The following is a 12,924-nucleotide window of genomic DNA, read 5'->3' as shown; positions in this document are numbered from 1 at the left end:
CGCCATGAACAACTCGGTTACCCACACCGCCCGGTTGCTCGGGGCGGGCCTGCGCGCCCTCCTCGTGCTGACCCTGGTGACGGGCGTCATCTACCCGCTGGTCGTCACCGGCATCGCCCAGGGCCTGTTCAACAACAAGGCGAACGGCTCGGAGATCAAGGCGGACGGCAAGGTCGTCGGCTCCTCCCTGATCGGGCAGTCCTACGACCTTCCGCTGAAGAAGGGTCAGCAGACGCCGGAGCCCGACCTGAAGTGGTTCCAGGGCCGTCCGGCGAACGGGCTCGGAGCCAACAGCATCAACACGCAGTACCACCTGCTCCTTTCGGGCGCGACCAACCTCGCCGCGGACAACAAGGTCCTGATCAAGCAGGTCGAGGACGCCAAGGCCGCCGTCATCAAGGACAACTCCGTTCCCGGCTACACCGTCAGGCCCTCGGAGGTGCCCGCCGACGCGGTGACCTCTTCCGGCTCCGGCCTGGACCCGGACATCTCCCCGGCCTACGCCGAACTCCAGGCGCATCGGGTCGCCGAGAAGAACAACCTGCCGCTCGTACAGGTGGAGAAGCTGGTCAAGGACCACACGGAGGGCCGCACGCTCGGGTTCATGGGGGAGCCCCGCGTGAACGTCCTGGAGCTCAACATCGCGCTCAAGGACCTCGCAGCGAAGAAGTGAGGGCCCTACGCGACGCACACGGGAGCCGACGGCCCGGGATTCGTTCCCGTTCCGCCGGCTCCCGCCGCCATGAAGTCGGCCGCTCCGTCTTTGGCGCGCTCGGCCCGACGTACGACAGGAGAGGCACACACCCATGACCCGGGTGCTCGTGGTGGAGGACGACCCGCAGCTCGTACGGGCCCTCGTCATCAACTTGCAGGCGCGCCACTACGGCGTTGACGCCGCCCCCGATGGTGCCACGGCGCTCAGGCTTGCCGCCGCGCGTCAGCCGGACGTGGTCCTGCTGGACCTCGGTCTGCCCGACATGGACGGCGTGGAGATCATCAAGGGCATTCGGGGCTGGAGCCGCATGCCGATCCTGGTCCTGTCGGCCCGCCAGGCGTCCGACGAGAAGGTCGCGGCCCTCGACGCCGGCGCCGACGACTACATCACCAAGCCGTTCAGCATGGACGAGCTGCTGGCCCGGCTGCGGGCCGCCGTCCGCCGCACCGAGGACACCCCGCTGGTGCCCGAGACGACGGTGGTCGAGACGGCGGACTTCAGCATCGACCTGCTCGCGAAGAAGGTCCTGCGAGACGGGCGGGACGTGCGGTTGACACCGACCGAGTGGCATCTGCTGGAGATCCTGGTGACCCATCCCGGTCGGCTGATCACCCAGAAGCAGCTGCTCCAGGAGGTCTGGGGCGTCTCGCAGAGCAGCAAGACCAACTACCTGCGGGTCTACATGGCCCAGCTGCGCCGCAAACTGGAGACGGACCCCTCCCACCCCCGCTATCTGATCACCGAGCCCGGCATGGGCTACCGCTTCGAGGGATGACATGGCACGCGGCAAGCTACGGATCTACCTCGGCGCGGCACCCGGCGTCGGCAAGACGTACGCGATGCTGTCGGAGGCCCACCGCCGTATCGAGCGCGGCACCGACTGCGTCGTCGCCTTCGTGGAGCACCACCACCGGCCGCGCACCGAGGTGATGCTGCACGGCCTGGAACGGATCCCGCGTCGTCAGTTGGAATACCGGGGCACCGCGTTCGAGGAGATGGACGTCGATGCCGTACTGGCCCGTCGGCCCCGGGTGGCGCTCGTCGACGAGCTGGCCCACACCAACGTCCCCGGCTCCCGCAACGCCAAGCGCTGGCAGGACGTGGAGGAACTGCTGGCCGCCGGCATCGACGTGGTCTCGACCGTCAACATCCAGCACCTGGAGTCGCTGGGTGACGTGGTGGAGTCCATCACCGGAGTGCGGCAGCGGGAGACCGTTCCGGACGAGGTGGTGCGCCGGGCCGACCAGATCGAGCTGGTCGACATGTCCCCGCAGGCCCTGCGCCGTCGTATGGCCCACGGGAACATCTACCAGCCCGACAAAGTCGACGCGGCCCTGTCCAACTACTTCCGCCCCGGGAACCTCACCGCCCTGCGGGAGCTGGCGCTGCTGTGGGTGGCCGACCGGGTCGACGCGTACCTGAACGAGTACCGCACCGAGCACCGCGTCTCCACCATCTGGGGTTCCCGGGAGCGGATCGTCGTCGGCCTGACCGGCGGTCCCGAGGGACGGACGCTGATACGGCGTGCCGTACGCCTGGCGGAGAAGGGGGCCGGCGGCGAGGTGCTCGCGGTCTACATCTCCCGGAGCGACGGCCTCTCCGCCGCCTCCCCGAGGGAACTCGCCGTCCAGCGCACCCTGGTCGAGGATCTCGGCGGGACCTTCCACCAGGTCATCGGCGACGACATACCGGCTGCTCTGCTGGACTTCGCCCGGGGCGTGAACGCCACGCAGATCGTGCTGGGCGTCTCGCGCCGCAGGACCTGGCAGTACGTGTTCGGACCGGGCGTCGGTGCCACGGTGGCCCGGGACTCCGGCCCCGACCTCGACGTCCACCTCATCACGCACGACGAGGTGGGCAAGGGCCGCGGACTGCCGGTGGCGCGCGGGGCACGTCTGGGACGCTCCCGGGTCGTCGGGGGCTGGCTCGTCGGCGTGCTGGGGCCGGTGCTCCTCACCTGGCTTCTCAACAGCGCGTCTCCGGACGTCGGCCTCGCCAACGACATGCTGCTGTTCCTGACCCTGACGGTTACCGCGGCCCTGCTGGGCGGGCTCTTCCCCGCACTCGCCTCCGCCGTGGCGGGCTCGCTGTTGCTCAACTGGTACTTCACCCCGCCCCTGCACACCCTGACGATCGCGGATCCGCAGAACATCGTCGCCATCGCGATCTTCGTCGGGGTCGCCGTGTCCGTGGCCTCGGTGGTGGACCTCGCGGCCCGGCGCACCCACCAGGCGGCCCGGCTGCGGGCCGAGTCCGAGATCCTGTCCTTCCTCGCGGGCAACGTCCTGCGCGGCGAGACCAGCCTGGAGGAACTGCTGGAACGGGTCCGCGAGACCTTCGGCATGGAGTCGGTGGCCCTCCTGGAGCGCACCGGCGAGACGGCGCCCTGGACCCGCGCCGGCAGCGTGGGACCCGAGCCCGCCGAGGTCCCGGAGGCGGCGGACGTCGACGTACCGGTCGGCGACCACATGGCCCTGTCCCTGCGCGGCCGGGTGCTCCCCGCCACCGACCGCCGCGTGCTCGCCGCGTTCGCCGCGCAGGCCGCCGTCGTCCTGGACCGTGAGCGCCTCCAGCGCGAGGCGGACCGGGCCAAGGACCTGGCCGAGGGAAACCGCATACGGACCGCGCTGCTCGCCGCCGTCAGCCATGACCTGCGCACCCCGCTCGCCGGCATCAAGGCGTCCGTGTCCTCACTGCGCTCCGACGACGTCGAGTGGTCGGAACAGGACCGGGCCGAGCTGCTGGCCGCCATCGAGGACGGCGCCGACCGCCTCGACCACCTCGTGGGGAACCTGCTGGACATGTCCCGGTTGCAGACCGGCACGGTGACCCCGATCGTCAGGGAGACCGACCTCGACGAGGTCGTGCCGATGGCGCTCGGCGGGGTGCCCGAGGACAGCGTGGGACTGGACATCCCCGAGACCCTGCCCATGGTCGCCGTGGACCGGGGGTTGCTGGAGCGGGCCGTCGCGAACGTCGTCGAGAACGCCGTCAAGTACAGCCCGCCGGGGGAGAAGGTGCTGGTGTCCGCGAGCGCCCTCGCCGACCGGGTCGAGGTGCGGGTCGTCGACCGCGGACCGGGCGTCCCGGACGAGGCCAAGGACCGCATCTTCGAACCCTTCCAGCGGTACGGCGACTCGCCCCGCGGCGTCGGTGTCGGGCTCGGCCTCGCCGTCGCCCGCGGCTTCACCGAGGCCGTCGGCGGCACGCTCCACGCCGAGGACACACCCGGCGGCGGCCTCACCATGGTGCTCGCCGTGCCGACGGCACCGAGACGGCGGCAGCAGCCGGAACTGCCGGCGGCGGCCACCTCCTGAGGAACTCAGGCGTCGGGCGGCATGGTCTGGAACTCCCGCTCCAGGTGGCCGCTGTCCAGCCGCAGCCGCCAGGTGTTCCGGCGGTGCACGACCGCCAGCGCCTCTGGAAGCGGAGACGGTGGCACGGCGAGGACGGGGCAGCAGGCGCGGGCGAGGCAGTACCGGCCGACCGACGGCCGCAGGACCCGGCGGAACCTGCCCCGCCGTCCGGCGCCGACCACGAGGAGGTCGTCGGACCGGTCGGCGACGCGCAGCAACGCCGGTCCCGGGGTGCCCCGGACGACCAGCGCCCGTAGCGGCACCTCCGCCGCCGTACTCCCGAACACGTCACGCAGCGCCGTGAGCAGCCGTTCCCGCGCCAGCCGCTCCCACTCCGGGACCGTGAGGGCCGCGGGTGGGGGACCTGCGGGCCGCGAGATCGCCTCCGGGCGGCTCCCAGGCCAGCACCGGCCACAGCCCCGCCCCTCGGCGCCGGGCCTCGCCGGCCGCCCGGGCCAGGGCGGTCAGACCGCCCGGCGAGCCGCTCACTCCCACCACGACGCGAGCGGACGGGGGCGTGCGGGACTCGGACATCGTTCCACCTTCTCCGTACGCCGACCGGAGGTCCCGGACCGGCGATCCTCCTTGGAACCGCCTCCATCCCACCTCCGACCCGGGGTTTCCGAACGGCCCGAACGCCAGTTCCTGACGCCCCTCTGACATGACGCCCCGGGCTCTCTCACCAGGGGCGTCAGCATCCCGTCAAGGTCACCCGCATCCCCGTCAGCGTCCCGTCAGGGGCCCCCGAACCCCCTGGGCACCGGGCATACCGTCGATGGCGAGCCCCGGCCCGCCTCCCCGCGACCGGGGCACCTCGGACCATCCACCCCCCGCCTCCCGGAGGCACACCATGACAGAACCGCTGTACGGCGACGATCCCGAGCCCTCCGATCGGATCCCGGCCGGACCCTTGTACGTCCCGGTCCGGCCGGGCCCCTCCGGCTGTGCGGCCCGGCTCTTCCGCACCCCGCTCGGCGACCGCACCGCCGTGGGCTTCACCTCCGCGAGCCGGCTGACCGCCACCCTCGGCGCCGGCCAGGCGTGGATCGGGCTCGCCGAGCCCGCGCTGCGCGCGCTGACCGCGCCGCTCGGCATCACCACCGTCACGGTGGACCCGCAGCTCACCGCTCCGGCTCCCACGCCGGTCCCGCCGGCCACCACCGCCATCCCCGTACTGCGGACCGTCTGAGAGGGGCAGCACCGATGACAACGGTTCACGAACCCACCACCACCGCGGCCGACCTGTCGGTGTGGCCCGCCTCCACCACCGAGCCCCCGCACGGCGAACTGGCCGTGGGCGGTGTCCCGCTCACCGAGGTCGCCGAACGCTTCGGCACCCCCGTCTACGTCCTGGACGAGGCCGAGGTCCGCGACCGCTGCCGTACCTACCGGGACGCCTTCCCCGAGGCCGAAGTCCTGTACGCGGCGAAGGCGTTCCTGTGCCGGGCGATGGCCCACTGGGTGGCCGAGGAGGGCCTCGGCCTGGACGTCTGCTCCGCCGGCGAGCTGGAACTCGCCGTCACCACCGGCTTCCCGCCCGAGCGGATCGTGCTCCACGGCAACGCCAAGTCGCCCCGCGACCTGGAGACCGCCCTGCGTCTGGGCGTCGGCCGCATCGTCATCGACAGTCCCGCCGAGATCGCCCGGCTGGCCGCCGCCGTCGGCCCGGACGGCCACCAGAAGGTCATGGTCCGGGTCGTGCCCGGCATCAGCGCGGGCGGCCACGAGAAGATCCGCACCGGCACCGACGACCAGAAGTTCGGCCTGTCGATCGCGGACGGCTACGCCCAGCACGCCATCGCCCGCATCCTCGACCAGCCACAGCTCGAACTCACCGGTCTGCACTGCCATCTGGGCTCCCAGATCACCAGCGTCAAGCCGTACCTCGCCGCCGTACGCCGCCTGGTCGGCCTGATGACCCGGCTGTACGAACAGCACGGCCTGACCCTGCCCGAACTGGACCTCGGCGGCGGCCACGGCATCGCCTACCGCCCCGGCGAGGAAGCCCTGGACCTGACCGCGCTGGCCCGCAGGGTCCGCGCGGAACTCACCGACGCGTGCGCGACGGCCGGCCTCCCCGTGCCCCGCCTGATCATCGAACCCGGCCGGGCGATCGTGGGCCCCGCGGGCATAGCCGTCTACCACGTCCTGGCGGTGAAACACACGGGAGACACGGTGTTCGTGGCCGTGGACGGAGGCATGAGCGACAACCCGCGCCCGGCCCTGTACGGCGTCCGCTACGCACCACGGCTGATCGGCCGGGCCGACACCGCGGCCCCGGCCCGGGTGACCGTGGTGGGCCGGCACTGCGAGGCCGGCGACGTCCTGGCCGCAGACGTGGAACTCCCCGCCGACATCCGCCCCGGTGACCTGCTCGCCGTACCGGTGGCCGGCGCCTACCACCTCTCCATGGCCTCGAATTACAACCTGGTCGGCCGCCCGCCCGTGGTCGCCGTGCGCGACGGCCTGGCCCGCCTGCTGGTCCGCCACGAGTCCCTGGCGGACATCCGCAGCCGCGACGTGGGCCTGTGACCCGCACCCCCAGTCTCCGGGCGGGCCGGCCCATCCTCCCTCGCCGACCGGCCCGCCCGGACTCCAGCACCGGAACCTCACCGTCACGGCTACCTGAGCGGCTGTGCTGCCCGGTGGCGGCGGGGCCGGAACAGCCGAGGGCGCGGGCCGGCGCTGTCAGCAGTCCGCGCTGTCTCGCTGCCTCCGTCGACTTCGGCAGTCCGGACGATCCGCGGAAACCGCTCACTGGCCGTTCTTGTCTGTCAACGTCCCGGTGACCGCGGCGCGAATTCCTCCCCGCCCAGGCGGCCAGTACCGACTTGGTGCAGCACGCCGCCGATCAGCCACACCGTTGCGGCTACGCGGCGACTGCGGGCAGTGAGGTATCTATCGGTCCGTGGTCGACAGTGGTGGGAGGGTCCTGCACGCGGGTGGTCACTCCCATGTCGGTGAGCTCGCCGGCCGGATCCAAGGGCGCGGCCGGTCCGCTGCGGAGACATCGAGTCCGGGGCCTCGTGCAGCGACCCGTCCCTGATCGCTGTCGGTGACCTGTCTGGCCTGAGCGTCCGAGGGACGACGTATCGCACGGCCATGGTTCTCGGAGCGGCGCATTTCCGTACGCGGAGGTGCGTGGAAGGCTTGCGGTATGGCCTTTCGACCGTGGGCGGATTTCCGGCGTTCGTGGCGACCGGATCACGCATTCGCGCTGATGGTGATTCCACTGGGGCTGATTGTCACGGTCTGTGTGGTGGACGTGTTGACTCCGCCGCACATCCACCTCGGGCCGCTGCTGGTGGCGGCACCGGCCATCACGGTGGCGTTCGCCGGGGCCCGCGTGACGGCACTGATGGGAGCGCTCGCGGTGGCGGCCCAGGTGCTGATCGGCGTGCTCGGAGGGGGCCTGTCCACCGCCAACATCCAGGCGCAGATCAGTGCTCTCATCGTCGTCTCTGCCATCTGTTCCGGCATCTGCGTCGTGCGGGACCGGCGCGAGCGCCAGTTGCACCAGGTGCGGTCGGTGGCCGAGGCGGCGCAGAGCGTGCTGTTGCAGCCACTGCCGGCCCGCAGCGGCCCGCTGAGGATCGCCGGGCTGTACATCCCCGCCGAGGAAGAAGCCGCTCTGGGCGGAGACCTGTACGCGGCCGCACGCACCGATCACCACAGCACCCGGCTCCTCATCGGCGATGTGCGTGGCAACGGGCTGGCCGCGATCAGCAACGCCGCCCTGCTGCTCGGCGCCTTCCGCGCAGCCGCCCACCGGCAGGCCACCCTGCCCCGCCTCGCCGTCCACCTGGACGCCGCGTTCCGCTGGGACACCAGCCAGTGGCGGCCACAGGCAGAGCAGGACACCAGCGAGGACTTCGCCACCGCCATCCTGCTGGACATCCCCGACCACGATCCGGTCGTCCACCTCATCAACTGCGGCCACCCGCCGCCGCTGCTCCTGCGCGCGAATCACATCACCCCCCTCGTGCCCGAGGCGAGCCACCTTCCGATCGGACTCGGCGGTCCCTTCGGTATCGCCGCCTACGACGTCCAGACGTTCCCGTTCGAAGTCGGCGACCTTCTGCTTCTCCACACGGACGGCGTCATCGAAGCACGCAATGCCGACGGCGTCTTCTACCCGTTCACCGAACGGGCGCCCGAGTGGACCAAGGACGACCCCGACGAACTCCTGCGCCTTCTCCAGGAGGACCTACTGGCCCACGTCCACGGACACCTCGAGGACGACGCGGCCGTGGTCGTCGTCCGCCGCCTGGCAGTCTGATCCCCGGCCACCGGACGACTCCTCACGGGTCGTCCCGACCGACGGTCCGCATATGACAGTCCCGTGCGCAAGTCTGGCGCAACCAGCCAACTGCGGTGGTGAGGTCGCGGCAGGCGTCGGGCGGAACGTTGATGCCAGGCTTGCCGGACTGCCGCGGGTCAGCCGTGGGCGGTGGACCCCCTTGATTGTTCCAGCGGCTAAGGACTCGCCTATAGTCGCGGCTGCACGTGATGGGACAGTAAGGGTGGGTTTGTGGTTTCGGGCAAGGCAAGACGGCTGGCAGTACTCGGTGCGGTGGGAGTGGCGCTGGGGCTGACTTCTTGCGAGAGCGGGACGGGGGACGCGGGCAAGGACAGGCAGGGCACGGACGGTGAGCTGCTGTCGCGATCCGTTCGGTTGTTCGAAGACGCGTCATCGGTGCGGGTGACGGCCAGGGCCGCGGTGGCCATGGGGAGCAGTGTCGAGATCAGTGCCGACCGTAAGGCGAACTGCCGCGTTGATGCCCAGAACGAAGCCTTCCACGTCGCCGTCCGGAGTGGTGGTCGTACCTGGATGCGCTGGAGTGACAGCCTCCTGGAACGGAGCAGCGCCCTGGGCGCCGAGGAGCAGGAGCTGTACCAGGGGCTCCACGGCAAATGGCTGGAGCTGGACCGGGACGGCAGGATCCGCAAGAGCATGGTCGACTTGTGCGCGCTGAATCCTGTGCGCACGATCGCCGAGCAGCTGTCGGCACCCGGCCAACGCGCCTCCCGTGGGCCCGCGGTCACGGAAAACGGTGAGCGCCTCATTCCTCTGCGCCAGGGCGAAGAGGGGAACTCGCTGACCGTCTTCGTCAAGGCCGACGGCAAGCCCTATCCGCGCAAGCTTGTGGTGGACATGCCCACCTTCGCGTCTGAACCGGTCGACTTCCAACTCGACGCCTACGGGGATCACGTCTCGGTGGAGCCGCCGAAAGCCGCCGAGACCGTGCGCTCGGCGCGCATCGAAGCCCTGGCAGAGAGGCACCTCGCGGCGGGCTTGCCCAGCCGCTGATCGTACGAAGTCGTGCGACTCTACGGCGAAAGGGGGCGTGGGTCGGATCGAACCGACCCACGCGTGCTGTGCGCATCCTCCCAACGAGCGGCTACAGCACCCGTCACACCTCCTGGCGCGGACTCGAGATGTGTGCCACCGTGCGACACACGTGGCCACTTCGTGCAGGGCCGCAAGCCGCGTGAGCTGACAGGGCGATGGCAAGCAGCGGTGTGCGTCGGTCCGCCGGCCTATGCGGGGGGCGCGACCAAGGTGTCGGATCGGCCCGCGCGGCGCAGGGAGTCGGCGACGAAGCCAGTGGCTTTCAGCTCTTCCACGATGTAGCTGAGGAACCGGACCGTGTCCGGCTGCCGACTCCTGGTGGTGCCGACCGCCTGCTGGATCTGCATGAACCGGCCCTCGACGAGACCGTTTTCGGGATGTCTCGCGACGAACTCGGTCATCGGCCGCCGGAGGCCGGCCGCTACCTCCAGCGCCTCGGCGCGGAACACCTCCGTGCCTTCGTCCCCGCGCACCACACGCGCGTGCCGGAGCGTACGGGTGAGGAACAGATCGTAGGCTGACCCGCGCTTCACCCCGATCCGTACACCCGCGCGGTCGACATCCACGACCGAGGTGATGGGCGAACCGGCGGGGACTGAGAAGACCCCTTCGATGATGACGTAGGGAGGGGTGAAGGCGAGGTGCCCACATTGATCGCGGCCCGCAGTGTACCGGTGGGCGCCAGGTCCTCGGTGATGGCAACGGTCGGCTCCTCAACGGCGCGCGGCGTAGACCACCACCCTCGCCCTCACCAAGCAGCTGGCCAACGCTTCCCTGGACACCGACCGCGCCGCCGCCGTCGCGGCGGCGGCGCAGGACCCGTGCACGACGACGCGGGACGCGCGGGAGGGCGTGGCGGTGTTGCGCAGCGGCGGACGCCGGCGTACGAGGGGCGTAGCTGAACTCCGCTTGCAGGCACTGCTGAGCGCGGCATCCTGGAAGAGGGGCAGGAGGCGCCCATGAGTTCCCGCTCAAGGATCCGGTACGGCCTTGCCGCAGCTCTGCTTGCTCTGGTGGGTCTGTTGGTGCAACCGTACGCCGAGGCGTCGACCGAGCCGCCCCCTTCGCCCCGCTCTTCCGTCCACGTCTACGGCAGGCCGTACGGCGTCGCGATATCTCCGGACGGCGGCCACGCGTATGTCACCAGCGGCTGGTTCGGCCGGCTGTGGGTGATCGATACGCACACGCAGCAGCGGACCGCCCGCATCCAGGACGGTGAGTCGCAGGACGTCGCGATCAGCCCCGACGGACGCCGGGCCTACGTCACCAGTCTCTCGACGGTCTTTCCCGCGGTGCGTGTGATCGACACGGCCACGAACATGGAGATCGGCCATGTCCCCGTCGGCCACGGTCCGTTCGGCCTGGCGGTCACCCCCGACGGCCGCCGCGTCTACGTCGCCAACTCCTACTCCGACTCCCTGTCCGTGATTGACACGGCGAGCGACAAGGTCGTCGACGAGATCAAGGTCGGCAGCGCCCCGGTCGACGTGGTGATCTCCCCCGACGGCCGCCGGGTGTACGTCGCCAACTCCGGCTACGGGACCCCCACCTCCCTGTCCGTGATCGACACGGCCACGGACAAGGTCGTCGGCCGGCCCGGCCGCCTCGGCAACTTCACGCACGGCCTCGCGGTGACACCCGACGGACGCCGGCTATACGTCACGGACCTGCTGGGCACCGTTTCCGTCGTCGACACGGCGACCGGCAAGGTGACCGGCGGCCCCATCCCCGTCGGCTCGTACCCGAAGGACGTCGTGGTGAGCCCCGACGGCCACCGCGCCTACGTGACCAACGAACACTCGGACAGCCTGTCCGTCATCGACACGAGCACGAACAAGGTGACCGACACCATCCGCGTCGGCGGGCCGACCCGTATCGCGCTGACGCCGGACGGCCGCCACGCCTGGATCACACAGAACTGCTGCGGGTCGGTGCAGGTGATCGATTTCTGACAGGGCGGTTCGTGATGTCTGCTTGACCTGGCGTTCCAGTTTGGCGCGGGTGCCTTCAATGTCCTTCGGCAGCAGTTCGTGGTCGCGGGCTTCGCAGACGTCTCGGGCCCGCGGCGGGCCGGTGACATCGGTGAAGATGCCGAGATGCGGGGGTAGTCCGGGTGCTCGGGCAGGTCCGGCGGGGCGGCCGGGAGCCGGTCGGCGTCCTCCTGGATGCCGAACGCGTCGAGCAGGGGCTGGACGCTCACGTGCTCACCGTCTGCGGTCCGCGCCAGGTGGGGGTGTTCTCGCCGGTGAGGCGGCGGGCCATGACCCGGGTCATGGTCCAGTAGACGCGGGAGGCGGGCGAGGCCGGGTGGTACGCGTAGTCGCGGACCGGACGCCGGTGCAGTGCCAGGATCCCGTAGGTCTGCTCGACCCCCACCGCTTCGGCTGCGGAACGAACCCCCTTTCCTGCGGGTTGCGCGCGACGGTCTCGACGTCGATGCCTGCGCTACGACCTGGTTCTTGAAGCCCTGATCGACCAGGGCCTTCCCAACGGTTCCGCCGGTGTGTTCGGCGACCTGGCACAGCAAGGCGACGCCCGCGGCGTTGTCGTGCGCGCTCGCGGCGAGGACGACCACCGCGATGACCAGGCCGAGCACGTCCACGGCCAGGCCCCGTTGGCGGCCCGGGACCCGCTTCGACGGATCCCGGCCGGTCGTGGAGGCCGGGACCCGGCAGCCGCGTGGACACTCTGGGTGTCCAGGACACCGGGGTCGGGTCCTCTGATCGGCGGGCCTTCTCGCGGACCTGGCAGCGCAGTAGTTCGTGGACGACCTGGTCGGTTCCGTCGTTCCGCCACTCACCCGACCTGATGTGTCATCAGGTAAGTCAGCATCTGATCAGCGTCGGTCCCCGCATGTTCCGAGACGGCTGTCCGAGCAGGCGCCTGGTCGACGGCGTCACAACAGCCTGGTTCGCGCGAAAGTGCGGGCGGGGAGCCTTCTCCCCAGAGTGAAGCGACGTTCCTCACGATCTTCGAGTCCGACGCGTGCCCGTGTACAGTGAAGAACGCCCTTGACCTGCACAAAGCAGGCAGGGAGCCGTCTTTCAGGAGTCCAAAGTGCTGCGTACTCTGTTCAAGTCCAAGATCCACCGAGCCACCGTCACCCAGGCCGACCTGCACTACGTGGGATCGGTGACCATCGACGCCGATTTCCTCGACGCCGCCGACCTGCTGCCCGGGGAACTGGTGCACATCGTGGACGTCACCAACGGCGCCCGGCTGGAGACGTACGTGATCGAGGGTGAGCGTGGGTCCGGGGTCATCGGGATCAACGGGGCCGCGGCCCACCTCGTCCACCCCGGCGACCTTGTGATCATCATCAGCTACGCTCAGGTCACCGACGCGGAGGCACGCGCGCTGCGGCCCCGGGTCGTGCACGTCGACGCCGGCAACCGGATCGTGTCCCTCGGCGCCGACCCGTCCGAACCGGTGCCCGGCTCGGACCAGCAGCGCAGCCCGCAGGCCGTCGGGGCTGCCTGACCGGCTGATCAGGACCGGGA

10 protein-coding genes and 2 pseudogenes are annotated in these 12,924 nt (G+C 70.7%); 9 read left to right on the top strand and 3 right to left on the bottom strand.

All coding sequences use genetic code 11. The annotated features are described in order from the left end of the window. The first annotated feature begins 4 nt into the window (after window positions 1-4). The 3 genes from IE294_RS38950 (at window position 5) to IE294_RS38940 (ending at window position 4,032) form a co-directional block, all read left to right on the top strand. Window positions 5-673, top strand: coding sequence for a potassium-transporting ATPase subunit C (locus tag IE294_RS38950; protein WP_189894118.1), 669 nt, complete (start codon window positions 5-7; stop codon window positions 671-673). A 133-nt stretch (window positions 674-806) separates the two neighbouring features. Then, entirely contained in the window at window positions 807-1,490 is a 684-nt protein-coding gene (locus IE294_RS38945; protein WP_189894117.1) for a response regulator, read from the top strand. 1 nt (window position 1,491) lies between these two features. Then, window positions 1,492-4,032, top strand: a complete 2,541-nt coding sequence (locus tag IE294_RS38940) for a DUF4118 domain-containing protein (protein WP_189894116.1) — start codon at window positions 1,492-1,494, stop codon at window positions 4,030-4,032. Window positions 4,033-4,037: 5 nt separating this feature from the next. Here the strand turns inward: IE294_RS38940 and IE294_RS38935 are convergent. Further along, window positions 4,038-4,605, bottom strand: a pseudogene (locus IE294_RS38935) (universal stress protein). 316 nt (window positions 4,606-4,921) lie between these two features. On the opposite strand from IE294_RS38935, the gene IE294_RS38930 reads away from it, so the two are divergent. The 4 genes from IE294_RS38930 to IE294_RS38915 all read left to right on the top strand — a co-directional run bounded on the left by IE294_RS38930 (window position 4,922) and on the right by IE294_RS38915 (window position 9,382). Beyond that, entirely contained in the window at window positions 4,922-5,260 is a 339-nt protein-coding gene (locus tag IE294_RS38930) for an SAV_915 family protein (RefSeq protein ID WP_189894115.1), read from the top strand. Window positions 5,261-5,274: 14 nt separating this feature from the next. Continuing rightward, window positions 5,275-6,603, top strand: a complete 1,329-nt coding sequence (gene lysA / locus IE294_RS38925) for a diaminopimelate decarboxylase (RefSeq protein WP_189894114.1) — start codon at window positions 5,275-5,277, stop codon at window positions 6,601-6,603. A gap of 625 nt (window positions 6,604-7,228) precedes the next feature. Next, window positions 7,229-8,350, top strand: a complete 1,122-nt coding sequence (locus IE294_RS38920; RefSeq protein ID WP_189894113.1) for a PP2C family protein-serine/threonine phosphatase — start codon at window positions 7,229-7,231, stop codon at window positions 8,348-8,350. Window positions 8,351-8,650: 300 nt separating this feature from the next. Beyond that, a complete protein-coding gene (locus tag IE294_RS38915) occupies window positions 8,651-9,382 on the top strand; it encodes a hypothetical protein (RefSeq protein WP_189894112.1) in 732 nt (243 codons plus the stop codon). Window positions 9,383-9,612: 230 nt separating this feature from the next. Here IE294_RS38915 and IE294_RS38910 read toward each other — a convergent pair whose 3' ends face one another. After that, complete coding sequence (locus tag IE294_RS38910) at window positions 9,613-9,990, bottom strand: type 2 periplasmic-binding domain-containing protein (protein WP_373315923.1); 378 nt, start codon at window positions 9,988-9,990, stop codon at window positions 9,613-9,615. Between the two features lie 393 nt (window positions 9,991-10,383). Between IE294_RS38910 and IE294_RS38905 the strand changes: the two genes are divergently transcribed. Continuing rightward, on the top strand, window positions 10,384-11,376 hold the full coding sequence (locus IE294_RS38905; protein ID WP_189894111.1) for a YncE family protein: 993 nt from the start codon (window positions 10,384-10,386) through the stop codon (window positions 11,374-11,376). A 244-nt stretch (window positions 11,377-11,620) separates the two neighbouring features. Here the strand turns inward: IE294_RS38905 and IE294_RS38900 are convergent. Further along, window positions 11,621-12,219 (bottom strand): annotated as a pseudogene (locus tag IE294_RS38900) (transposase); the annotation flags it as partial. A 262-nt stretch (window positions 12,220-12,481) separates the two neighbouring features. Between IE294_RS38900 and panD the strand changes: the two are divergent. Beyond that, window positions 12,482-12,904 (top strand): aspartate 1-decarboxylase, encoded by a 423-nt coding sequence (panD, locus tag IE294_RS38895; RefSeq protein WP_189894110.1) that lies wholly within the window; start codon window positions 12,482-12,484, stop codon window positions 12,902-12,904. Window positions 12,905-12,924: the final 20 nt, after the last annotated feature.

Origin of the sequence: Streptomyces canarius (genome assembly GCF_014650735.1) — a bacterium.
Taxonomy (GTDB): domain Bacteria; phylum Actinomycetota; class Actinomycetes; order Streptomycetales; family Streptomycetaceae; genus Streptomyces; species Streptomyces olivaceoviridis.
This window is presented reverse-complemented; position numbering and strand designations above follow the sequence as displayed.

Excerpts from the sequence above, each read along its gene's own strand:
- IE294_RS38950 (WP_189894118.1), top strand. The coding sequence starts at position 5 with ATGAACAACTCGGTTACCCACACCGCCCGGTTGCTCGGGGCGGGCCTG.
- IE294_RS38945 (WP_189894117.1), top strand. The coding sequence starts at position 807 with ATGACCCGGGTGCTCGTGGTGGAGGACGACCCGCAGCTCGTACGGGCC.
- IE294_RS38940 (WP_189894116.1), top strand. The coding sequence starts at position 1,492 with ATGGCACGCGGCAAGCTACGGATCTACCTCGGCGCGGCACCCGGCGTC.
- IE294_RS38930 (WP_189894115.1), top strand. The coding sequence starts at position 4,922 with ATGACAGAACCGCTGTACGGCGACGATCCCGAGCCCTCCGATCGGATC.
- lysA (WP_189894114.1), top strand. The coding sequence starts at position 5,275 with ATGACAACGGTTCACGAACCCACCACCACCGCGGCCGACCTGTCGGTG.
- IE294_RS38920 (WP_189894113.1), top strand. The coding sequence starts at position 7,229 with ATGGCCTTTCGACCGTGGGCGGATTTCCGGCGTTCGTGGCGACCGGAT.
- IE294_RS38905 (WP_189894111.1), top strand. The coding sequence starts at position 10,384 with ATGAGTTCCCGCTCAAGGATCCGGTACGGCCTTGCCGCAGCTCTGCTT.